21 protein-coding genes are annotated in these 22,786 nt (G+C 72.1%); 13 read left to right on the forward strand and 8 right to left on the reverse strand.

Annotation, left to right across the window (positions count from 1 at the left end):
* Position 1 precedes the first annotated feature (1 nt).
* The 6 genes from LPA41_RS15965 (at position 2) to LPA41_RS15990 (ending at position 7,117) form a co-directional block, all read left to right on the forward strand.
* Positions 2-472, forward strand: coding sequence for a (2Fe-2S)-binding protein (locus tag LPA41_RS15965; protein WP_229071161.1), 471 nt, complete (start codon positions 2-4; stop codon positions 470-472).
* Positions 469-2,862, forward strand: coding sequence for an aerobic carbon-monoxide dehydrogenase large subunit (locus LPA41_RS15970; RefSeq protein ID WP_229071162.1), 2,394 nt, complete (start codon positions 469-471; stop codon positions 2,860-2,862). The genes LPA41_RS15965 and LPA41_RS15970 overlap by 4 nt, the downstream gene beginning before the upstream one ends.
* Positions 2,863-2,949: 87 nt before the next feature.
* Complete coding sequence (locus LPA41_RS15975) at positions 2,950-3,882, forward strand: XdhC family protein (protein ID WP_229071163.1); 933 nt, start codon at positions 2,950-2,952, stop codon at positions 3,880-3,882.
* 169 nt (positions 3,883-4,051) lie between these two features.
* Complete coding sequence (locus LPA41_RS15980) at positions 4,052-4,915, forward strand: MoxR family ATPase (protein WP_229071164.1); 864 nt, start codon at positions 4,052-4,054, stop codon at positions 4,913-4,915.
* The gene (locus tag LPA41_RS15985) at positions 4,912-5,913 is read left to right on the forward strand and encodes an SRPBCC family protein (RefSeq protein WP_229071165.1); all 1,002 of its coding nucleotides are present in this window, start codon (positions 4,912-4,914) and stop codon (positions 5,911-5,913) included. The genes LPA41_RS15980 and LPA41_RS15985 overlap by 4 nt, the downstream gene beginning before the upstream one ends.
* A 16-nt stretch (positions 5,914-5,929) precedes the next feature.
* Positions 5,930-7,117 carry a VWA domain-containing protein gene (locus tag LPA41_RS15990; protein ID WP_229071166.1) on the forward strand — a complete coding sequence of 396 codons (1,188 nt, stop codon included), beginning with the start codon at positions 5,930-5,932 and terminating at the stop codon, positions 7,115-7,117.
* Here the strand turns inward: LPA41_RS15990 and LPA41_RS15995 are convergent.
* Complete coding sequence (locus LPA41_RS15995) at positions 7,101-8,057, reverse strand: LysR family transcriptional regulator (RefSeq protein WP_229071167.1); 957 nt, start codon at positions 8,055-8,057, stop codon at positions 7,101-7,103. The two genes, LPA41_RS15990 and LPA41_RS15995, sit on opposite strands and share 17 nt — an antisense overlap.
* Positions 8,058-8,222: 165 nt before the next feature.
* On the opposite strand from LPA41_RS15995, the gene LPA41_RS16000 reads away from it, so the two are divergent.
* Positions 8,223-8,987: an alpha/beta fold hydrolase gene (locus LPA41_RS16000; protein WP_229071168.1), complete on the forward strand. Its 765-nt coding sequence runs from the start codon at positions 8,223-8,225 to the stop codon at positions 8,985-8,987.
* 88 nt (positions 8,988-9,075) lie between these two features.
* Here the strand turns inward: LPA41_RS16000 and LPA41_RS16005 are convergent, their stop codons facing one another.
* From LPA41_RS16005 to LPA41_RS16025, 5 genes are all read right to left on the reverse strand, one after another.
* Positions 9,076-10,221, reverse strand: a complete 1,146-nt coding sequence (locus LPA41_RS16005; protein WP_229071169.1) for an amidoligase family protein — start codon at positions 10,219-10,221, stop codon at positions 9,076-9,078.
* A complete protein-coding gene (locus tag LPA41_RS16010) occupies positions 10,218-11,057 on the reverse strand; it encodes a hypothetical protein (protein ID WP_229071170.1) in 840 nt (279 codons plus the stop codon). Before LPA41_RS16010 ends, LPA41_RS16005 begins: the two co-directional genes overlap by 4 nt.
* Positions 11,054-11,578 (reverse strand): SigE family RNA polymerase sigma factor, encoded by a 525-nt coding sequence (locus LPA41_RS16015; RefSeq protein WP_229071171.1) that lies wholly within the window; start codon positions 11,576-11,578, stop codon positions 11,054-11,056. The genes LPA41_RS16010 and LPA41_RS16015 overlap by 4 nt, the downstream gene beginning before the upstream one ends.
* A gap of 334 nt (positions 11,579-11,912) precedes the next feature.
* Positions 11,913-12,362, reverse strand: coding sequence for a sporulation protein (locus tag LPA41_RS16020; protein ID WP_229071172.1), 450 nt, complete (start codon positions 12,360-12,362; stop codon positions 11,913-11,915).
* Positions 12,363-12,445: 83 nt separating this feature from the next.
* Positions 12,446-13,453, reverse strand: a complete 1,008-nt coding sequence (locus tag LPA41_RS16025) for a LacI family DNA-binding transcriptional regulator (RefSeq protein ID WP_229071173.1) — start codon at positions 13,451-13,453, stop codon at positions 12,446-12,448.
* Positions 13,454-13,632: 179 nt separating this feature from the next.
* On the opposite strand from LPA41_RS16025, the gene LPA41_RS16030 reads away from it, so the two are divergent.
* The 4 genes from LPA41_RS16030 to LPA41_RS16045 are packed head-to-tail and all read left to right on the forward strand — an operon-like array spanning position 13,633 to position 18,759.
* Positions 13,633-14,502, forward strand: a complete 870-nt coding sequence (locus tag LPA41_RS16030) for a carbohydrate ABC transporter permease (protein WP_229071174.1) — start codon at positions 13,633-13,635, stop codon at positions 14,500-14,502.
* A complete protein-coding gene (locus tag LPA41_RS16035; RefSeq protein WP_229071175.1) occupies positions 14,502-15,407 on the forward strand; it encodes a carbohydrate ABC transporter permease in 906 nt (301 codons plus the stop codon). The genes LPA41_RS16030 and LPA41_RS16035 overlap by 1 nt, the downstream gene beginning before the upstream one ends.
* Positions 15,408-15,433: 26 nt before the next feature.
* The gene (locus tag LPA41_RS16040; protein WP_229071176.1) at positions 15,434-16,777 is read left to right on the forward strand and encodes an ABC transporter substrate-binding protein; all 1,344 of its coding nucleotides are present in this window, start codon (positions 15,434-15,436) and stop codon (positions 16,775-16,777) included.
* Positions 16,774-18,759, forward strand: coding sequence for a beta-galactosidase (locus LPA41_RS16045; RefSeq protein WP_229071177.1), 1,986 nt, complete (start codon positions 16,774-16,776; stop codon positions 18,757-18,759). The genes LPA41_RS16040 and LPA41_RS16045 overlap by 4 nt, the downstream gene beginning before the upstream one ends.
* A gap of 54 nt (positions 18,760-18,813) precedes the next feature.
* Here the strand turns inward: LPA41_RS16045 and LPA41_RS16050 are convergent, their stop codons facing one another.
* Positions 18,814-19,581, reverse strand: coding sequence for an AbfB domain-containing protein (locus LPA41_RS16050; protein WP_229071178.1), 768 nt, complete (start codon positions 19,579-19,581; stop codon positions 18,814-18,816).
* 330 nt (positions 19,582-19,911) lie between these two features.
* Here LPA41_RS16050 and LPA41_RS16055 point away from each other — a divergent pair, with 330 nt between their 5' ends.
* Positions 19,912-20,886: a hypothetical protein gene (locus tag LPA41_RS16055; RefSeq protein WP_229071179.1), complete on the forward strand. Its 975-nt coding sequence runs from the start codon at positions 19,912-19,914 to the stop codon at positions 20,884-20,886.
* Positions 20,887-20,929: 43 nt separating this feature from the next.
* Positions 20,930-21,535 (forward strand): SAM-dependent methyltransferase, encoded by a 606-nt coding sequence (locus LPA41_RS16060; RefSeq protein WP_229071180.1) that lies wholly within the window; start codon positions 20,930-20,932, stop codon positions 21,533-21,535.
* A gap of 30 nt (positions 21,536-21,565) precedes the next feature.
* Here LPA41_RS16060 and LPA41_RS16065 read toward each other — a convergent pair whose 3' ends face one another.
* Positions 21,566-22,756, reverse strand: coding sequence for a hypothetical protein (locus LPA41_RS16065; RefSeq protein ID WP_229071181.1), 1,191 nt, complete (start codon positions 22,754-22,756; stop codon positions 21,566-21,568).
* Positions 22,757-22,786: the final 30 nt, after the last annotated feature.

Below are 22,786 nucleotides of genomic sequence, written 5' to 3' on the forward strand. Positions count from 1 at the left end.
CATGCAGGTCACCGTGACGGTGAACGGTGTCGAGTACACCAAGGAGATCGAGGGCCGGCTGCTGCTCGTGCACTTCCTGCGCGACGTGCTCGGCCTGACCGGCACCCACTGGGGTTGCGACACCAGCAACTGCGGCACGTGCGTGGTCTGGATGGACGGGGAGCCGGTCAAGTCGTGCACCGTGCTCGCCGCGATGGCCGGTGGGCGCGAGGTCCGTACCGTCGAAGGCCTTGCCAACGGCGCCGAGCTGGACCCGATCCAGGAGGGCTTCCGCCAGTGTCACGGCCTGCAATGCGGTTTCTGCACGCCGGGCATGCTGATGACCTGCCGCCACCTGCTCGACAAGAACCCCGATCCGACGGAGGGCGAGATCCGCGAGGCCATCTCCGGCCAGATCTGCCGGTGTACGGGCTACTCCTCCATTGTCCGTTCTGTCCGCTGGGCAGCAGTGCATGAGGCGGCGAGCAAATGACGACGGTCAGCGAGCGACGCGAAACCGAGTTCGAGGACAACGACCAGAAGCCGGTCGGTTTCGGCCGGATGCTGCGCAAGGAGGACGCGCGCCTGCTCCGGGGCCGCGGCCGGTTCGTTGACGACGTGCAGCTGCCGGGCATGCTGCACCTGGCGATCCTGCGGTCGCCGTTCGCCCACGCGAGCATCGTCAGCATCGACACCAGCGCGGCCGAGGCGTCGCCCGGCGTGAAGGCCGTGGTGACCGGCGAGACACTCAAGGGGCTGGGCCTGGCCTGGATGCCGACGCTCTCCAACGACGTGCAGGCGGTGCTGGCCACCGACAAGGTGCGGTTCCAGGGTCAGGAGGTGGCGTTCGTCGTCGCCGAGGACCGGTACCAGGCCCGCGACGCCCTCGAGCTGATCGACGTCGAGTACGACGTGCTGGAACCGGTGATCGACGTCCGCAAGGCGCTGGAGCCGGACGCCCCGGTGATCCGCACCGACCTCGACGGCAAGACGAACAACCACGTCTTCGACTGGGAGACCGGTGACGAGGAGGAGACGAACCGGGTCTTCGCCGAGGCCGACGTGATCGTCAAGGAGGACATCGTCTACCCGCGGGTCCACCCGGCCCCGATGGAGACGTGCGGCTCGGTCGCCGACTTCGACCCGGTCGAGGGCAAGCTGCGGCTCTGGTCGACCACTCAGGCGCCGCACGCGCACCGCACCCTCTACGCGATCGTCGCCGGCCTGCCCGAGCACAAGATCCAGGTGATCGCGCCGGACATCGGCGGCGGCTTCGGCAACAAGGTGCCGATCTACCCCGGCTACGTGCACTCCATCGTCGGTTCCATCGTCACCGGCAAACCGGTGAAGTGGATGGAGGACCGCTCGGAGAACCTGATCAGCACCGGCTTCGCGCGGGACTACATCATGCGCGCGGAGATCGCCGCGACCCGCGCGGGCAAGATCCTGGCGATCCGGACGAACGTGCTGGCAGACCACGGTGCCTTCAACGGCACGGCGGCCCCGGTGAAGTACCCGGCCGGTTTCTTCGGCGTCTTCACCGGCAGTTACGACCTGAAGGCCGCGCACTGCAAGATGACGGCGGTCTACACGAACAAGGCGCCGGGCGGTGTCGCGTACGCCTGCTCGTTCCGCATCACCGAGGCCGTCTACCTGGTCGAGCGGATCGTGGACGCGCTCTCCTACGAACTGCGGATGGATCCGGCCGAACTGCGGCTGAAGAACTTCATCCAGCCGGAGCAGTTCCCGTACACCACGAAGACCGGCTGGGTGTACGACTCCGGTGACTACGAGCCCACCATGCGGCTGGCCATGGAGATGGCCGGTTACGAGGACCTGCGCAAGGAGCAGGCGCTCAAGCGGGCCAAGGGCGAGCTGATGGGCATCGGCATCGCGTTCTTCACCGAGGCGGTCGGCGCCGGCCCGCGCAAGAACATGGACATCCTCGGCCTGGGCATGGCCGACGGCTGCGAGCTGCGGGTGCACCCGACCGGCAAGGCCGTGGTCCGGCTGTCGGTGAAGACGCAGGGTCAGGGGCACGAGACCACGTTCGCGCAGATCATCGCGGAGGAGCTCGGCATCCCGCCGGCGGACATCGACGTGGTGCACGGCGACACCGACAACACGCCGTTCGGGCTGGGCACCTACGGCAGCCGCTCCACCCCGGTCTCGGGTGCGGCGGCCGCGCTGGTGGCCCGCAAGGTCCGCGACAAGGCGAAGCTGATCGCGTCCGCGATGCTCGAGGTGTCCGTCGCCGACCTGGACTGGGTCAAGGGTGTCTTCCAGGTCAAGGGGGACCCCGGCAAGTCGGTGACCATCCAGGACATCGCGATGCGGGCGCACGGCGCGGGTGACCTGCCGGACGGGATGGAGGGCGGGCTGGAGGCGCAGATCTGCTACAACCCGTCGAACCTGACCTACCCGCACGGCGCGTACATCTGCGTCGTCGACATCGACCCGGGCACCGCCGAGGTGAAGGTCCGCCGCTTCATCGCGGTCGACGACTGCGGCACCCGGATCAATCCGATGATCATCGAGGGCCAGGTGCACGGCGGCCTCACCGACGGCGTCGGCATGGCGCTGATGGAGATGATCTCCTTCGACGAGGACGGCAACTGCCTCGGCGCGTCACTGATGGACTACCTGATCCCGACCGCCCTGGAGGTGCCCGACTGGGAGACCGGCTTCACGGTCACCCCGTCGCCGCACCACCCGATCGGCGCCAAGGGCATCGGCGAGTCGGCCACGGTCGGCTCCCCGCCGGCCATCGTCAACGCGGTCGTCGACGCCCTCAAGCCGTTCGGTGTCCGCCACGCGGACATGCCGCTCACCCCGTCCCGGGTCTGGGACGCGATGCGCGGCCAGGCGACCCCGCCGATCTGAGAACACGGTGACGGGTCGCGCTCCGGCGCGACCCGTCCGCCATCGTCCGGCCTGCGCAGGGCCGGTCCACCCCTCGAGGAGTACGCGATGACGACGAGCACCGCCGAGCGGGCGCGCCAGCTGACCGACGCACGCCGGCCGTTCGTGCACGCCACCGTGGTCCGGGCACAGGAGCCGACCTCGGCACGGGCCGGCGACGACGCGGTGATCCTGGCCGACGGGTCCATCGAGGGCTTCGTCGGCGGGGTCTGCGCGGAGACGTCGGTGCGGGCCGCCGCCATGGACACCCTGCGCGACGGCAACTCGGTGCTGCTGCGGGTGCTGCCCGAGGACGCGGCCACGTTCCCGGAGACGCCCGGCGCGCTCGTCGTCGTCAACCCCTGCCACTCGGGCGGGGCCATCGAGATCTTTCTGCGTCCGGTGCTGCCGAAGCCCCTGATCGCCGTCGCCGGGCACACGCCGATCGCCACGGCCGTCACCGACCTGGCCGGATTCCTGGACTTCGAGGTCACCGGGGCAGCAGACTGTGCGGGTGCCACCGCGGCTGTCGTCGCCGGCCTGGGCCGCGACGAGGAAGAGGCCATCCGCGGGGCGCTGGACGCCGGTGTCGGCCTGATCGCGCTGGTCGCCAGCCACAAGCGGGCGGCCGTGGTGCTCGACGCCATGGAGCTGAGCGAGGACGAGCGGGAGCGGATCCGCCCGCACGCCGGGCTCGACATCGGTGCCCGTACCCCGCAGGAGATCGCCCTGGCCGTCTGCGCCGAAATCGTCCGGGAGATGCGTCTCGGTGGCCTCGCCGCCGAGGTCCCGCCGGCGCGCACCGCCGCTCCGCATGCCGAGGCCGCTGCCCTGGCCCAGGCAGAGCCGGAGTCCGTCGCCGACACGCCCGCCGGGACCGCGATCGATCCGGTGTGCGGGATGACCGTGGTGATCGGGCCGTCCACCCCGCACGGTGTGGTCGACGGCCGGGACCACTGGTTCTGCTGCCCCGGCTGCCTGAAGAAGTACACGGCGGCGTAGCCGGATGACGGTGACGGGCCTGGTGACGACCTCGCCGGGCGGCACGGCGACAAGGCGGTCCGGAAACCGCTGCACTCCGGCCGCCACCCGGTGAGCGAGGTGGCCGCCGGCGGCACGGTGCCGATCGATGTGGACACCCGGGACGACTACGAGCGGCTGCTGAGGACCTGTGAACAATCCTGAAGAGGTGGCCGGGCGGCTCGACCGGGCCGGGTACCTGGTCGACGACGGCCTCGCCATGGCGATTTTCCTGGCGCTGCGGCTCGGCAAGCCGCTGCTGCTGGAGGGCGAACCCGGCGTCGGCAAGACCGCCGCCGCGAAAGCCCTGGCCCAGGCCCTGGACACGCCTTTCCTGCGGTTGCAGTGCTACGAGGGCCTCACCGCGGGCGAAGCACTGTACGAGTGGAACTACCAGCGGCAGCTGCTGCACATCCGGCTCGCCGAGGCGCAGGGGCAGGCACTGCACGACGCCGACCTGTTCACCGCCGAGTTCCTGCAGGAACGGCCGATCCTCAAAGCGGTGCGGCACGCCGGCCCGACCCCGCCGGTGCTGCTCATCGACGAGATCGACCGGGCCGACGACGAGTTCGAGGCACTGCTCTTCGAATTCCTCGGCGAGGCCGCCATCACTATCCCCGAACTGGGCACCTTCGCCGCCACCCGGCCGCCGATCGTGGTGCTCACCTCGAACCGCAGCCGCGACCTGCACGACGCGCTGCGCCGCCGCTGCCTCTACCACTGGATCGAGTTCCCGGCCGCCGGCCGTGCCGCCGCGATCGTCCGCCGCGCCGTCCCCGGTGCCGCCGTGCCGCTGATCCGCAGCGCGACCGAGTTCATCGGCCGGGTCCGCCGGCTCGACCTGGACAAGGCGCCCGGCCTCGCCGAGACCATCGACTGGGTGGCCGCCCTGGCCGCCCTCGGGGTGTCCGAGCTCGCCGACGCGGACGTCCTGCGCACCATCGGCACCATCGCCAAGACCCCCGACGACCGTGACCTGGTCGCCGGCGCCGTCCATCAGGAGACCCGCTCATGAAGATCACGAACGAGTTCGTCGTGCACACCCCGATCGATCGCGCCTGGCGGGTACTCACCGACCTGGAAGGCATCGCGCCGTGCATGCCGGGGGCCCAGCTCACCGGCGTCGACGGCGACGTCTACCGGGGCCGCGTCAAGGTCAAGGTCGGCCCGGTCGTCTCGGACTTCACCGGCACCGCCCAGTTCACCGAGAAGGACGACGCCGCCTACCGCGCGGTGATCGACGCGAAGGGCCGGGACTCCCGCTCGGCGGGGAACGCGTCGGCTGCAGTGACGGCCTGGCTGACCCCGGCCGGCGACGACAGCACCAAGGTCAACGTCGAGACGGACCTGAAGATCAGCGGGAAGCTGGCCCAGTTCGGCAGCGGCATGATCAAAGAGGTGTCGGGCAAGCTGCTGGCCCAGTTCGTGGCCAACCTGGAGACCAAGCTGGCCGCCGAGGAGCCCGCTTCCCCTGCCGGCGCTCCGGCCGCCTCTGTGGCCGAGCCGGCCGCCGAAGGTGGCGCTTCCGCCGTCGCCGTCGAGACCGCACCGGCCACCGCTGTGGCGCTGGGCGCGGTAGCACCCGGAAACCCCGACGTCGAGACCTCCGCGACCGCCCCGGCCGTCCCGAACCCGGCCGCGGGCACCGTCGAGCCGGCCGCCGGCCGGACCGCCACCGCGGCGGGCACACCCGACCCGGTCGCCCCGCTCAACGTCCCCGACGCCGAACTGATCAAGGCAGCGGAAAGCCCGGCCGCCGAGGACGCCCGGACCACCGCCACGGCCGCCGCGTCGACGACCACCCCGGCCGCCGCTTCACCCGCCGCTTCGCCTGCTTCGTCCACTTCGTCTGCCGTCGCACCCGCCGGCGAGCGCAAGATCGAATCCGCGGAGCCGGAGGCCTTGGACCTGCTCGAAGTGGCCGGCACCTCCATCTACAAGCGAGCCGTCCCGGTGGTCGTCGGCGTGGCGGTCGTCGCCGCCGTCGTCGTCTGGTTCGCCGTCCGGCCCTGACCGGGCGGCGCCGGTGATGCTGCGGGGAGTCGACCGCGCCGCGTTCGCCGTCGCGTTCGTCGCCCGGCTGCGCCGTGCCGGGCTGCGCGCCGGTCTCACCGAGACCGACGACCTGGTCCGGGCGCTCGCGGCGAGTCCGCCCACGGCGCGGGACAGGCTCTACTGGACCGCGCGGATCACGCTGGTCCGGCGGCAACCGGACCTGGCGGCGTTCGACGAGGTCTTCGCCGCTGTCTTCGACGAAGCGGCCCCGCTGCCGCTGACCAGGGCGGCCGCACCGCCCGGCCGGCGGGACGACGGGGTGCACGTGAAGGTTCCGGCGGGCGGTGACGGTACGGCCGCCGGTGACGGCCTGCCCTGGGCGACACTGCCGCCCGCCGTGGCCGCCGAGGAGGAGACCGGCGAGGAGTCCGGGCTGCACCTGCCCGAACTGCGCCCGAGCGCCCTCGCCGCCCTGGCCGGCGTGCCCTTCGAGGAGCTGGACGAGGCACAGACGCGGGCGCTCGGCGAGGACCTGCGGGTGGCGTTGTCGCACTGGCCGCGGCGGCGCACCCGGCGGCACGCGGTCGACCCGGGCGGGCGGCGGGTGGCGTTGCGGCCCACCATCGCCCGGGCCCGGCGGACCGGCTGGGAGGCGATCGCGGTGATCCGGCAGCGGCCGGTCCGCGTACCGCGGCGGGTGGTCCTGCTCTGCGACGTCAGCGAGTCGATGCGGGCCCAGGCGGCCGCCTACCTGCAGCTGATGCGGGCGTTCAGCCTGGTCGCGGACGCGGAGTCGTTCGCGTTCGCCACCACCCTGACCCGGCTGACGCCGGTGCTGCGGCATGTCTCGGCGGCCGAGGCGGTGGAGCAGGCGAGCGCGGCGGTGACGGACCGGTTCGGCGGGACACGGATCGCCTCGAACGTACGGGCGGTGCTGGACTCGTACCACGGGAATGCTCTGCGCGGCGCCGTGGTGATCATCGCGTCGGACGGGTGGGACAGTGATCCGCCCGAGCTGATGGCGTCCGTGATGGCGCGGTTGCGCCGCCGGGCGTACCGCATCGTCTGGCTCAATCCCCGCGCCGGCGCGCCCGCCTTCCGCCCACGGGTCGCGGCCATGGCCGCGGCGCTGCCGTTCTGTGACCGGCTGCTGCCGGGCGCCACGTTCGGTGACCTCGCGGCGGCGGCGCAGGTGATGCGGGAGATCAGCTCCAGAGGGTGACGTGCACGGACGGCCGGAACCGGGTCTTGTTGATGCCGGCGCCGCGCATCATGGCCTGGATCGCCCGCGGCGTGGAGGCGAACCGGGCCAGCTCACCGGCGGCGGACGGGGTGCCCGGGTCGGCCAGGGTGATCGAGTGCCAGACGTCTTCCAGGGTCGCGTGCGGGCCGCCGACGCCGACCAGATGTCCCTTGCGGACCTCGGGCGCGACGGCGAACGCGAGCGCCGCCGCGACACCCCGCCCGCGCTTCGCCTCCTCGAGGGCCGCCGCGTGGCTCTGGAAGATCTGCTGCCGTTCGTCGGGCACGCCCAGCCGGCGCACCAGGGTACGGATCGCGCCGCTGTCGGCGACCGCGGACGGGCCCAGCAGCCAGGTCTGTTCGCGCAGCTGACGCGGGGCGGGCTGGGTGCCGGTGAGCGGATGGTCGGGCGAGACGACCACGACGACCCGGTAGTACATGACGGGGCGGCACACCACCGCCAGGTCCGGCGCGGTCGGCGGCGGGCCGATCGCGATGTCGATGGAACGTTCGAGCAGGGACTCCACGAACGAGCCCGGGTTGCGGACGCTGAGTTCCAGGTCGAGGTCGGCGGCCCGGTTCGCGAACAACTCGATCAGACCTGGCGCGGCGTGCTCGGCGAAGAGGCTCGACGCACCCACCCGCAGCAGACGGCGCCCCTGACCGGCGGCACTGACCTCGAGGACGGTGATGTCCTGCAGGCCGAGCATCTCGGTGGCCCGGCTGGCCAGGCGCAGCCCGCCCGGTGTGAACGTCAGCCCGTGAGCGGTCCGTGAGAAGAGCTGGTCACCGAGCTCCTTGCGCAGCTGCCCGATGTGCAGGGACACCGCGGACTCGGAGACCTCCAGCTGCGCGGCGGCCAGCTTCACGGAGCCGCAGCGGACCACGGCGGAGTAGGCGCGTAACTGTGTGGGGGTCACAGTCCGTACATCCCCCTATGGAGTGATGGGTTGCTCACTCTCAATCTATCGCGATCACGGCGCCCCGGCTGCCCACGCCGCCCGTCCCCGGCGATCTCACCGATGCTTGATCATGGATGGTCGTCCTAATCTGTGGCTGCGTCCGCGAGAAGGGAACGAGCACACATGCCCAGCTTCCAGGCCACCGACGGGGTCGAGATCTGCTACGAGACCTGGGAGGGCGATCCGGCGCGGCCACCGGTCGTGCTGCACCACGGTTTCATCGCGAGCGGGTTCACCAACTGGGTGCAGCCCGGCGTGGTGGACGCGCTGACCGCCACCGGCCGCCGGGTGGTGGCCATCGACGCGCGGGGGCACGGCCGGTCCGGCAAGCCGCACGACCCGTCGTTCTACGGCGAGACCCGGATGTCCGAGGACGTCTCGACGCTGCTGGACCTGATCGGTGCGCCCGTCGTGGACCTGGTCGGCTACTCGATGGGGGCGATCGTCTCCCTGATCACCGCCACCCGCGACCCGCGGATCCACCGCCTGGTGATCGGCGGGGTGGGCGCGGCGGTCGTCGAGCTCGGCGGCGTCGACACCCGGGTGATCGGCCCGGAACCGCTGCGCGAGGCACTCGGGGCTGCCGACCCGGCCACGATCACGAACGGGGCGGCGGCCGGGTTCCGCGCGTTCATCGACGCGGTCGGCGGCGACCGGGCCGCCCTCGCCGCGCAGGCCGCCCGGATGCACGCGGCGCCGATCCCGCTGGACACGATCGCGGTGCCGGCGCTGGTGCTGGCCGGTCGCGAGGACGCGCTGGCGGCCCGGCCCGAGGTGCTGGCCAAGGCGATCCCGGGCGCTCAGCTGACCGTCATCGACGGCGATCACCTGGGCGCGGTGCGGGAGCCCGCCTTCATCGCCACGCTGCTGGACTTCCTGAACGCCTAGGCGGGGGGTTGTGCTGCCGGCTCCCTGACGGCCGTCACGGACGGCTTTTGCGGGCGGCCTTCACGGGCGCGGCCTTCACGGGCGGCCTTCACGGGCGGCCGGCCAGCGCCTCGGCGGCCAGGTCCAGCAGGTCCGCGCCCGCCGGGATCGGCTCCGGATCGAGGCACCGCTCCAGCAGCAGCTCGATGAGTGCGGCTCGGTCGACGATCTCGCCCTCGTCGAGCATGCCGGGCAGGATGCGGACCTCGACGGTGTCCCGCACCGGGGTGTCGGTGAGCAGCTGGGTGAGGTTGACGTCGTAGAACTTGGTGAGCCCGCCGTCCGCGGCGGCGCTGCGCAGGTCGTCGACGGCCGGGGTGCCGGCTACCGCCGCGACGAGCTGTTCGGGCAGCGGCGCGAGGCGGCGGCAGGCCGGGTTCGTCGCCAGCAGCGCCCGCAGCGGCTCGCGGTGGTGGGCGAACAGCCGCACCACGTTGGCCAGGGCGTGCGGTGCGCGGAACGGCCCGCCGTCCAGGTGCAGGTGCACGGCTGCCTCGGTCGGCACCGAGAAGCCCAGCTCCCGCGCGGGCCCGAGCAGCTCGGCCAGCGCCGCCCGGTGCCCACCGGCGAGCGGGGGAGTGATCACCTCGCAGGGGCGTTCCCGTTCGCCGGAGAGCGGCGCGGCCAGGGCGATCGTGGCGCCGGCCGGGTCGTCCAGGCGCAAGAACCGGCCGTGTTCCCGGGTCTCGGCGCCCCACAGTTCCGCCACCGGGTCCAGCACGACCGGCAGGTGCGAGCCCGGGTCGCACTGCGCGGCGATCAGGCGCAGCAGGCGGCCGTCGTCGGTGAGTATCCGGAACCAGCCGGGCACGGCCGGCGCACGAGGGTCCAGGCCGTCCAGCAGCGTGACGTCGTCGACGAGCGTGCAGAGCAGGGAGCCGTCGGCGCGGCGTACCTCGAAGCCCTGCGTCAGGTGCAGGAACCGCCCGAGGCCGGGGGCCAGCGACGGCTCACTGTCGTGGTGCCAGACCGGCCGGACACTGCCCCCGCAGCGCCCGGCCAGGTCGAACGCGAGGGTGCGTCGGCTGACGCCGGGCGGCGCCATCAGCTCGATCTCGAACCCGATGCGCCGGCGTAGCCGCTCCGGCCCGGCCTGATCGGCCGGCCCTCGCGCGGCTTGATCGGCGGGCCGCCGCGCGGCTTGATCGGGCCGCCGCGCGGCCTGGTCGGCGGACTTCGGCGGGCGCGGGGTCACGGCTTGAACGGCAGCGGATCGCCGGCCAGCACCTTCTTGCCGCCGGCGATCTTGGCGGCCCAGGCGTCCTCCAGCTTCCACAGCTCAGCGAGCTTCACCGCGTCGTCGATGTCGTAGCCGGCGTCGAAGAACGCGGCCACCTGCTTGCTCTCCTTCGCCTCCTTGATCCGCTGCGGGTCGGCCTCGACGCCCGGCAGCTTCTTGCCGGCGAGCAGCCGCTTGCCGCCCTCCACCTTCGCCTCGAACGGGTCGTCGAGCTTCCACAGTTTCGCCAGCTCGACGGCGTCGTCCCAGTCGTACCCGGCGGAGAAGTAGGCATCCAGCCGCTTCTGCATGGCCGCGTCGACGGAGGGCCGCTCGACCGGCTCCTCGGCCTCCTCGGCGGGGCCCGGCGCGACCGGCAGCTCCTCGCCGAGCATCAGCCGGCGTCCGGCCTCGGCCTTGACGGCGCCGATGTTCTCCGGGCTCATTCGCCACAGCTCGGCCAGCTCGACCGCCTCGTTGTAGCTGTAGCCGGCCCCGAAGAACGCGTCATAACGCGCCAGCAACTCCCGCTCGGCCGCCGACGGGTCAGGTGACGGCTGCGGGGGAGCGGCCGCCGGGAGCCCGGCAACCGGGACGGGCTGCGGCCCGGCGGGCAGCACGGCGGGCAGGTTCGCGATCCCGGCGATCAGCCCGGCGCTCAGCACCGCGCCACCGGCGGCCTGTGCGCCGCGCCGGCGCCAGCGGTGCTTGCGGGCCAGCTCCTCGACCCGCGCATACACCACCGCCGGGTCCGGTGTCTGGTTCTCGTGTGTCTGAAAGGCTTCACGAAGCCGGTCGGCGTGCTGGGTCACGACTTCTCCTCGGCGTGGATCCGGTGTTCCTGATGGTCCTGCTCGTCGAGCCGGAGGGTGCGCAGAGCCTTCGAGGCCTGACTGCGCACCGTCGCGGGTGAGCAGTTCAGCAGATCGGCGATCGCATTGTCATCGAGCTGTTCGTAGTAGCGCAGCACCAGCACGGCCCGCTGCTTGCGCCCCAGCAGGGCCAGCCGGTTCCAGAGCGCGTCCGCCTCGACCACGTTCTGTGCATGGTCGACGACGCCGCCCCGGGCATCGTCGAGCTCGGTCAGGCGTTCGCCGGCCGCGTGCACATGCCGGGCCGCCCAGCTGCGCCGCCAGGACAGGTACTCGTTGAGCACCATCCGGCGGACATAGGCGTCCGGTGAATCCGCGCCGGAGATCCGCCGCCACCGGACATGCGCCCGGGCCAGCACCTCCTGCACGACGTCCTGCGCCAGCTCACGGTCGCCGGTCAGCACGACCGCGTACCGCAGCAGGCTGGGCAGGCGAGCCGCCGCGAATTGCTCGAAGGTCACACCTTTCAGACGCTCCCAGATGCCCCCTCGTGTACTCGGATCCCGAACTTTTTTCTCCGAGTACGCGTCCCGGCCGCCCCCACCGCAACCACCGCCGTCCCGTCAGCCCTCGCCACCTGCGGTCCATGCCCCGGCGCGACCCGCCGCCGGCCCCGGCGCACAGCAGGCATCCGGCCGCACCGAGGCAGCGCCCGGGGCGCAGTGGTGCCGGTCGCGCCGGGTGCAGCAGCGGCCGGTGGCGCCGGGGTGCAGCGGCGCCAATCGTCGAGGTCGCGCCGGCTCCAGCAGCGGCCGACCGCGCCGGGGTCGCGCCGGACCAGCGCGGCAAACGGTGTCAGCGGCGGCGGCGCAGAACCGAGCGAACCACCAGCAGCGCGGCCAGAAGCACCAGCTGCCCGCCGGCGACGATCGCGTTGACGTTCACCGCCGGCCGCCAGCTGACGTCGCCGTCCTTGATGACGTAGACCCCGGCGGGCCGCGCCGAGAAACCGAACCCGCCCCCGGAGCCCTCACCCTGCCCCGGCTCCTTCGCCGGCCCGCTCCGGCCACCGGCAGCCAGGCCGCCGTCGCCGCCGTCGCCGGGCGCGGAGCCGGAGCCGGAGCCGCCGGTCGCCACGCTGCCACTGCCGGAGCCGCCTCCGCCGCCGCCGGAGACGACGGCGACCGGGACGACCGTCACGCCGTCTCTCTCGATCGGTGTGCCGAAGACCCGCGACGCGGATGCGCCGTCGAGGCCCTCGCGAGCCCTGCTGAGGATGTCGTTGGCGCTGAGACTGGGAGCCATGGGGTGATCCCTTCGCTGCGAGGCGTGCCATGACCCTCCACAGTGCCCCGCCCCGGCATCCGGCGACAGCCCAGCGGCAGGAGTCAGACAGCCGGCGGTGGAAGGACAGCCGGCGGTGGCGCCGTGCTGGAGCGCAGGATCAGCCGGGTGGGTACCAGGTCGGTGCCGGGTGTGCTCGGCTCGTCGTGGATCTGGTCCAGCAGCAGCCGGACGCAGCGCCGGCCCACCTCGGCGAAGTCCTGGTGGACGGTGGTCAGCGGCGGCAGGTAGGCCGACGCGTCCGCGATGTCGTCGAACCCGACCACGCTCACGTCGGCCGGCACCGCGCGGCCCGATTCGTGCAGGGCGCGCAGCACGCCCAGGGCCATCTGGTCGTTCGCCGTGAAGATCGCCGTGCAGGCCGGGTCGGCGGCCAGCCGCAGCCCGGCCCGGTATCCGGAGTCGGCCGACCAGTCGCCGCGTTCGACGGCGGGGACGACGCGGCCGGCCTCTTCCAGGGCGGAGCGCCAGGCGCCGGCGCGGCGTTCGGCGGCGAACGACTCGGCCGGGCCGGCGAGGTGGTGGACGGTGCGGTGGCCGAGGCCGAGCAGGTGCCGGACGGCTTGCCGGGCGCCGTCGGCCTGGTCGGTGTCGACCACCGGGTAGCGGTCGCCGGCGTCGGAGTCGACGACCACCACGTGCACGCCGGGCGGGAGGAAGACGGCGGTGGAGTCGAGCAGGTGCACCTCGATGATCAGGATGACGCCGTCGACGGCGAGCTCGCCCATCCTGGTGAAGGCGCCGAGCACGTTGTCCTGGGTGGGCATGCCGACCGGGATGAGGGTGATCGCGTACCCCTCGGCGGCGGCGTGGGTGGCGATGGCCTCCACGGTCCGGCTGTTGCCGGTGGACGCCAGTCCGAAAAGGATCACGCCGATGGTGTTGAACCGGCCGTATCGCAGGGAGCGCGCCGCGCTGTTGGGCCGGTAACCGAGTTCGCGCATCGCGGCGAGGACCTGTTCCCGGGTGGACTCGACGACGCCGGACTGGCCGTTGGCGACGCGGGAGACGGTCTGCGAGGAGACGCCGGCGAGCCGGGCCACGTCGGCCATGGAGACGCGTTGTTTGCGCCGCCCGCCGGGGACGTCGGAGCCGGCGCGGAGCCGCTGAGCTTCGATGGTGACTCCTTGACGGTGCTGGTGACCCGTGCCACTATACGGCACACACGTTTACGTAAACATCCTGTCACGTACGCGAAATTGTTAACGTAAACATCGGTAGAAGGAGGGCAGTGTTGACCCGGCGTTCGTGGATCGGCTGGCAGTTCACCGGTCCGTTCCTGGCAGTCTTCGCGCTGGTCTTCCTGGCCCCGATCGGCTATTCGGCGTACCTCAGCCTGTTTCGCACCCGGCTGGTCGGCGGCACTGCCTTCGTGGGTCTGGAGAACTACACCAAAGCGCTGAGTGACCCGCAGTTCTGGGACGCGCTGAGCCGCGTCGTGATCTTCCTGGCCGTGCAGGTGCCGATCATGCTGTTCCTGGCGCTGCTGATCGCGCTCGCCATCGACAGCGGCCGGCTCTACGGCGCGGCGTTCTTCCGCATCTCGGTGTTCCTGCCCTACGCGGTGCCGGCCGTGGTGGCCGCGCTGATGTGGGGCTTCATGTACGGCACCCGGATCGGCCTGGTCGGCAACCTCAACGAGGCGTTCGGCGTCACCCTGCCCGACCCGCTCTCGCCCGACCTGATCCTCACCTCGATCGGCAACATCGTGACCTGGGAGTTCGTCGGTTACAACATGATCATCCTGTACTCCGGGCTGCGCGTGGTGGACACCGCGCTCTACGAGGCGGCCGCCATCGACGGCGCCGGCCAGTTCCGCATCATCCGGGCGATCAAGCTGCCGGCGCTGCGCGGGCCGCTCGTCGTCGCGACCATCTTCTCGATCGTCGGCAGCTTCCAGCTCTTCAACGAGCCGCAGATCCTGGACACCCTGGCGCCGAACTCGATCACCACCTACTTCACCCCCAACGTGTACGCCTACCAGCTCTCCTTCGCCGGCCAGCAGATCAACTACTCGGCGACGATCGCCCTGGTGATGGGCGTGCTCACGATGGTCGTGGCGTACCTCTTCCAGCGCCGCAGCCTGAAGGGTGTGGCCTGATGAGTGTCGCCACCCCGATCCGGCCGGCCGCGCGCCGCCCCGCCGCCGCGGGCAGCCGCAAACCGCGCCGTCGCAGCCTCACCCTGACGATCGTCACCGCGTTCGTCCTGATCTACAGCCTGCTCCCGCTGGCCTGGCTGCTGATCAGCGCGACCAAGACCCAGGACGGCCTGTTCAGCTCGTTCGGCCTCTGGTTCGCCGGTGACTTCGCGCTGTTCGACAACATCGCCGACACGTTCGCCTACCAGGACGGCATCTTCGCCCGCTGGCTGCTCAACACCCTGCTCTACGTGGTCGTCGGTGCCGGCGGGGCCACCCTGCTGGCCGCGCTCGCGGGGTACGGCCTGGCCAAGTTCGACTTCGCCGGTCGCCGGGTGGTCTTCGCCCTGGTCCTGTCCGGCATCGCGGTGCCGCCCACGGCGCTCGCCGTGCCGACGTTCCTGATGTTCGCCAAGCTCGGGCTCACCGACACCGCGTGGGCCGTGATCATCCCGACCCTCGTCTCGCCGTTCGGCCTCTACCTGATGTGGACCTACGCCACCGAGGCGGTGCCGAACGAGATCCTCGAGTCGGCCCGGGTGGACGGCGCCGGCGAGTTCAAGACCTTCTTCTCCCTGGCGCTGCCGCTGCTCGCGCCGGGCATCGTCACGGTGCTGCTGTTCAACACCGTGATGACCTGGAACAACTTCTTCCTCCCGCTGATCATGCTGAAGGACTCCGACCTGTTCCCGCTCACGGTGGGCCTCTACTCCTGGAGCGAGCAGGCCACCACGGTCGGCGGCGAGGTCGTGTTCAACCTGGTGATCACCGGATCGCTGCTCACCATCGTCCCGCTCATCGTGGCCTTCCTGCTGCTCCAGCGTTACTGGCAGTCGGGTCTCGCCGCGGGAAGCGTCAAGCAGTAGCACCCCCACCCCCGAAGGGAACCGCCATGATGATCACCCGTCGGCGTGCGCTCCTCGGCGCCGCCCTGTCGATAACCCTGCTGGCCGCCGGTTGTGGCGGCGGTTCCGACGAGCCCGGCACCGAGCAGGCCGCCGCCACCACCGTCTCCGACGCGGACGTGCAGGCCGCGCTCGAGGCCGGTGGCAATATCACCGTGTGGGCCTGGGAGCCGACCCTCACCAAGGTCGTCGCCGACTTCCAGACCAAGTACCCGAAGGTCAAGGTCAACCTGGTCAACTCGGGTCAGGGCAACGACGCGTACATCGCGCTGCAGAACGCCATCCAGGCCGGCTCCGGCGTGCCGGACGTGGCGCAGATCGAGTTCTACGCGCTGCCGCAGTTCGCCCTCGCCAAGACGGTCACCGACCTGAACACGTTCGGCGCGGCGTCGCTGGACGGCTCGTTCACGCCCGGCACCTGGGGCGCGGTCCGGTCCGGCGAGGCGATCCACGGCCTGCCGATGGACTCCGGCCCGATGGCGCTCTTCTACAACAAAGAGGTCTTCGACAGGCACCAGCTCGGCGTGCCGGCGACCTGGGCGGAGTACGCGGCGGCCGCCGAGAAGCTGCACAAGGCGGACCCGAAGGCGTACATCACCAACGACGTCGGCGACGCCGGCTTCACCACCAGCCTGATCTGGCAGGCGGGCGGCAAGCCGTACACCGTGGACGGCACGGACGTCGGTGTGAACTTCGGCGACGCCGGCACCCAGAAGTTCACCGCGCAGTGGCAGCAGATGATCGACGGCAAGCTGCTCAACCCGGTGCCCAGCTGGACCGACGGCTGGTACCAGGGCCTCGCCGACGGCACCATCGCCTCCCTCGTGCTCGGCGCCTGGATGCCCGCGAACCTGGAGTCCGGCGTGAAGGCCGGCAACGGCAAGTGGCGGGTCGCGCCGATGCCGCAGTGGGACAGCGGCGGCAAGGCCACCTCCGAGAACGGCGGCAGCTCGATCGCGATCCCGGAGAAGGCCACGAACAAGACCCTGGCGTACGCGTTCCTCAAGTACGCCACGATCGAGGAGGGCGCGCAGACCCGGGTCGACAACGGTGCCTTCCCGGCCAGCACCAAGCAGCTGAACGACCCCGAGTTCCTGAACAAGGAGTTCCCGTACTTCGGTGGTCAGAAGGTCAACGAGGTTCTCGCCGCGTCCGCCGGGCAGGTCGTCCCCGGCTGGTCGTACCTGCCGTTCCAGGTCTACGCCAACAGTGTCTTCAACGACACCGCCGGTAAGGCGTACCTCGGGCAGGGAACCCTCCAGGACGGGCTGAAGTCCTGGCAGGACGCATCGGTCAAGTACGGCCAGGAACAGGGTTTCACGGTTAAATGACGCACAATCACCACTCTCCCCGGCGCTGGCTGCGCCGCGCCGGGGAGGCGCGCCTGGAGTTCGGCGCCGACTACAACCCCGAGCAGTGGCCGCGCGAGGTCTGGGACGACGACGTCCGGGCGATGCGCGAGGCAGGCGTCACCATCGTCTCCCTCGCGATCTTCTCCTGGGCGCGGATTCAGCCGCGCGAGGGGGAGTACGACTTCGCCTGGCTGGACGACGCGATGGACCTGCTCCACGCCAACGGCATCGCCGTCGACCTGGCCACCGCGACCGCCTCCCCGCCGCCGTGGCTGACCACGAAGCACCCGGAGATCCTGCCGGTCAACCTGCAGGGCGAGACCCTGTGGCCGGGTGCCCGCCAGCACTGGCGGCCCACCTCACCGGTGTTCCGGGAGCACGCGCTGCGGCTGGTCCGGGCGATCGCCGGCCGGTACGCCGAGCATCCGGCCCTGGTCGCCTGGCACGTGAACAACGAGTTGGGCTGCCACAACGTCTACGACTACTCGGACGACGCGGCGCGCGCCTTCCGCGGCTGGCTGACGGACCGGTACGGCACGATCGACGCGCTCAACGACGCCTGGGGCACCGCGTTCTGGTCGCAGCGCTACGGCGCGTTCGACGAGATCCTGCCGCCCCGGCTCGCCGCCTCGCACCCGAACCCCACCCAGCAACTGGACTTCAAGCGGTTCTCCTCGGACGCGCTCAAGGAGCACTTGCGCGCCGAGCGGGCGGTGCTCGCCGAGATCACTCCGGACGTCCCGGTCACCACGAACTTCATGGTGATGGGCGAGATGAAGCCGATGAACTACGCCGACTGGGCGGCCGAGGTCGACTTCGTCTCCAACGACCACTACGTGCTGCCCGGCCCGCAGGCGCGCGACGAGCTGTCGTTCTCGGCGAACCTGGTCGGCAACATCGCCGGCGGCGCACCGTGGTTCCTGATGGAGCACTCCACCAGCGCGGTCAACTGGCAGCCGATAAACGTGGCGAAACGGCCCGGCGAGCTGGCCCGGGACTCGCTCACGCACGTCGCGCACGGTGCCGACGCGGTCTGCTTCTTCCAGTGGCGGCAGTCGAAGGCGGGCGCGGAGAAGTACCACTCGGCGATGCTGCCGCACGCGGGCACCGACAGCGAGCTCTTCCGCTCCGTCGCCGCCCTCGGCGAGCGGTTGCGGGAGCTGGCGCCGGTGGCCGGTGCGCCGCGCACCCGGGCCCAGGTCGGCATCGTCTTCGACTGGGAGTCGTGGTGGGTGGCGGAGCAGGACTCGCACCCCACCGACCGGCTGCGCTACCGCCGGGAAGCCCTGGACTGGTACACCGCGCTGCTCAACAACGGCATCCGCGCCGACGTGGTGCCGGCCGGCGGCGACCTGACGGGTTACCTGGTGCTCGTCGCGCCGGTGCTGCACGTGGTCCCGGCCTCGCTGGCGGCCCGGCTCGAGGCCTTCACCGGCGGTGGCGGGCACCTGATCACCACGTACTTCTCCGGTGTGGTCGACGAGAACGACCACATCTGGCTCGGCGGTTACCCCGGTCCGCTGCGTGACCTGCTCGGCATCCGGATCGAGGAGTTCGCGCCGCTGCTCGACGACGAGACGGCCGAGCTGGACAACGGCGTCACCGGGACCCTCTGGACGGACCGGGTCGACGTGGTGGCGGCCGACGTGGAGGTGCTGGCCCGCTACAAGACCGGCGAACAGGCGACCCGCGCGGCGATCACCCGGCGGCCGGTGGGTGCGGGCTCGGCCGCGTACGTCTCCACCCGGCTCGGCGCCGACGGCCTCACCGCGATCCTGCCGTCGCTGCTCGAGCCTGCCGGAGTGACAAGTGAGCTGCCGGCCGACCTGCGCGGACGGGTGGAACTCGCGATCCGCGGCGAGCACCACTTCCTGATCAACCGCACCGACGAGCCCGTCGACCTGCCGGGCGGGCACGGCATCCTCGACCCGCGCGGCGTGCGGGTGATCCAGAACCTGTGAGAGGGGTACGGACCGTGCGGCTGCCCGTCGGTGGGCACCGCGCGGTCCGCTCGCTCACAGCGGCGGCTCGGGGCGGAACGCCGTGGCGCCGGACTCACGAAGCACCAGACGGTCGTTCTCGGCCGTCACCCGGTGGCCCGGATAATTGTGCGCCCGGAGCGTGAGGGAACCGCCGGAAATCGGCTCGGGGCAGAAAGTGCTGTCCTCGTCGAACAGTTTCGTCCGGTCGGCGCGATCGAGGTGTATTTGGAAATGTCGATGGCGCAGATAATATCCCGGAAAGTTGACTGATTCGAGGGAGACGCAGCCCGGATCGGCCCGGCCGGCGCGCACGGCGAACCGCGCGTCGGCCCGGTCTGTCGCACCGCTGTCCGCCGAGACCGGATCGACCCGGCCGGCGAAGTCGCGGTGCCGCACCCGGAACCCCGGCCGCCCGGCCGGTGCCAGCCCCACGGCCGTCCCGGCGGTCAGCGCGGCCGCCGGGGGCGGTGGGGCCACCGCCGGGGGCGGTGGGGCCGGCGGGACGGGCGTCGGTGCCGACGCCGGCGGCGACGGTGGTGCCGATGTGGCCGGGGGCCTGCTGGTGCTCTGTGCGGCGGCCCGCCGCACCGGGATCCGGCTGGCGCTCGGGCTGGGCTTCGGCCGCACCGAGACGGTCTCCTCCGGTACCAGCGGGAACGCCGGCAGGTCCGCCCGCGGCAGGGACGGTGGCGCGGCGACCGGCGTGGGCTCCGGCCCGCCGGCGGTGGTCAGCGCCACCACCGTGGTGAGCACGCAGCCGAGTGCCAGGGTGGCGGCCAGGATCAGGCCGCGGCGCGGCACGGCAGTGGGGGAGGAACGGCGGCCCGGGGGGAGGGCACGCCGTTCCGGTATGCGCGGAAGCGCGGTCCGGCCGCCCGGTTTTCCCGGCGTTGCGGACGTCGAATAGGGCGGAACCCATCCGCCCACCCGGAGCCTGTTTCGGCTCTCGTCTTCCGGCATCAATTCGCTACCCCACTTAATTGTTCGATAATGATCTACAGGTATCCGAAGGGCGAAAGCAAGAGCTTCGATGGGGTGAATTCGACTGGGAACGCTCCCAGTCGAACTGATCGGGGCCGATCCCCGTATCTCCGGCCGGAGCCACCCGCGCGCCGACCGAGGAGACCTCGCGTGGACAGTCCTGCCGTACCAGCCCAGCCCGCCGACCTGCCCGACATCTCGGAGTACTGGCCCGACGCCCCGCACCGGCTCGGACCGCCCGCCGACACCTACGAGCTGCCCGGCACCGAGCCGACCAGGACCGGTCCGGGACTGGCCGCCGACGCGTACCCCGGCAGCAGCCGGCCCACCCTGGACCTGCGCCTCAACCCCCGGCCGCGCCGGTCCGGGCGTCGCCCGGCGGTGGTCCTGGCCGCCCTGCTCGTGCTCGGCGGCCTCGCCGGCTGGGCCATGCTGCGGACCGGCGGCAGTACGGAGACCCGGCTGCCGTCCTTCGAACAGCCGGCCGCCCTCGCGCCCAGCAACCCGCCGGTGTCGATCGGCGCACCCGAGCCGAGTGCCACGCCCCCCGCCGTGCCGGACGCCGCCACCTTCGAACTCGTCGACGGCACCACCGAGGTGAACCTGTCGATCGGGCCGGTGCCGAGCGGCTCGTTCCGGGTCACCAGCCCGGACGGCAGCGGCGTGCGGCCCCGGACCCAGCTCGACGGCGACACCGTGAGGATGTTCGTCGAGCCCACCGGGCCGGAAGGCTCCGCGCGGGTGGACGTGCTGCTCAGCGAGGACGTCACCTGGACGCTGCGGATGGTCGGCGGCGCCCGGGTGGCGGCCTTCGACCTGACCCGCGGCCGGGTGGAGCGGGTCGACCTGCTCGGCGGCACGGCCCGGCTGAGCCTGGCCCTGCCCGAGCAGGAGGACGCCGTACCGGTGCTGATGGGCGGCGGTGTCAACAGCTGGCGGGTGAGCACCGGCGGCAAGGTGCCGGTGCGGGCCGAGTTCCGCCGCGGCGCGGGCAGCGTCACGCTCTTCGGCGACCGGGACCGAGGCGTGCCGGCGGGTGCCCGGCTGACCACGGGCAGCGGCGCCGGCGGCGTCGACCTGCGTGCCGAGGCGGGCGTCGGGACGCTGACCGTGACCGCGCGCTGACCCTGGTTGACGGCGTCGCCGGCGAGTTCGGCACAATTCCGGCGTGACACGAGCAGAAGGCGACGCCGCAGCACCGGAGACCACGGTCTCGCTGGACTACTTCACCGGGCTCTACATGGCGAAGGACGACCCGTGGGACGTGGCCACCAAGTGGCACAACCAGCGCAAGTACGCGGTCACCCTGGCCAGCCTGCCCCGCGAGCGGTACCGCAGCTGCTACGAGCCGGGCGCCTCGATCGGCCTGTTCACCCGGATGCTGGCGCCCCGCTGCGACGCGATCCTGGCCACCGACAGCGTCGAGGAGGCCGTCGCGCAGGCCGCGGTGAACACCGCCGGCCTGCCGAACGTCACGGTCCAGCGGGCCATGGTCCCGGCCGAGATGCCGACCGGCACGTTCGACCTGGTGGTCATCGGGGACCTGCTCTACTACCTCTCCGCCGCCGACCTCGAGGCGTTCCTGGCCGGGGTCCAGCAGCGCCTGGAACCCGGCGGTGACCTGGTCTGCCTGCACTTCCGGGACCGCGAGAACAGCAATTGGGACGGCTTCAACGTGCACGAGGCCGTCGCGGCCCGTCCCGGCCTCGACCACGTCGTCCGGCACGAGGACGAATGGTTCCTGCTGGACGTCTTCCGGGCCGGTTCGCGCTGACGCGTTGCCGCTGAGCGTCCGCCGAGGGTCTCAGGCGACCAGGCGCAGGGCGGTCAGGTCGGGTGCGGGGACGCGGCCGAGACGCGTACCCGTGCCGCTGTCGAACCAGACCACCTCGCCGGCGCCGCCGGTGTGGAGCCGGCGTCCGTCCCGGCTGAGGCCGAGCCCGCGCAGCGGTGCCGGGACCGGCCAGTCGCGGACGACGCCGCCGGTCTCCCGGTCCAGGACGGTGACCGTGCCGGCGCCGCCGATCAGGGTCTGTGCCGGTGTCAGGATCAGCGCCGCGTCGGTGGCACCGGAGAGGGGCACGTCCAGGACCCGTTCGACGGTGAGGGAGGCCGCGCCGGCGTAGGCGAGCTTGCCGGAACCGAGATCCGCCACCGCGATGTGCCGGGTGTCCGCGGCGATCGCGTGCGCCTGCGCCGGGCTCTCGCCGAACGGGTGCGGCAGGTCCAGGCAGTACGCCCAGCGGTCCACCAGGTGCAGCACGTGTACGAACGCGTGCGCGTTGCCGGGCCGGCCGGAGACCAGGTCCCGGGTGTGTGCGTGCCCCGGCTGGTGGGTGTAGAGGGTGAACAGCATCGTCCGGTCCGCGGAGAGCACCGCCTGCCGGCCCTCGCCGCGCATCTCCTCCTCGGCGCCGGCCGGCACCGGCGTCTTGTCCCGGGTGTTCAGCGGGTCCAGCCGGCCGGTCGCCAGGTCGAGCAGCCTGACCCGGTAGTGGTCGGGTGCGGTGGCGGGCAGCCATTCCAGGACGAACAGGCCGGAGCCGTCCGCGGTGAACGCGTCCGGCTCGACGACGCCGGGCAGGCGCAGCTTGCGCGGGCCGTCCGGGCCGCTGACCAGGATCGGCGACCAGGCGCGGGCCGGCGGCACCGGGACCGGCCCGGTCGGGGCGAGCGCGCACAGCCGGCCGTCGGCGGAGATCGCCCGGGGCAGCCATCCGCCCCCGTGGCCGAAGCCGCGCAGGGCTGCCCCGGTCGCCGGGTCGACCTGGTCGAGGCCGTCGTCGCGGGAGACGTAGAGGTGCCGGCCGTCGTGGCTCAGCGCGGCCGATCGGCCGATCGGCCGGGCGCCGCCGCCGTCGATGCGCACCAGGCCGGTCGCGGTGTCGGCGAGCAGGACGTCGGTCAGGGCGGCGGACGCGGGTTCGTCGCAGCCGGTCGCGGCCAAAGCGAGGCCGGAGCCCGCGAGGAGAAGGAGGGTGCGCCGGGTCGTCATGTCCAGATGACACCGCCGGTGGGGAACCGG

This window comes from Actinoplanes sp. DH11 (assembly GCF_020873875.1).
Taxonomy (GTDB): domain Bacteria; phylum Actinomycetota; class Actinomycetes; order Mycobacteriales; family Micromonosporaceae; genus Actinoplanes.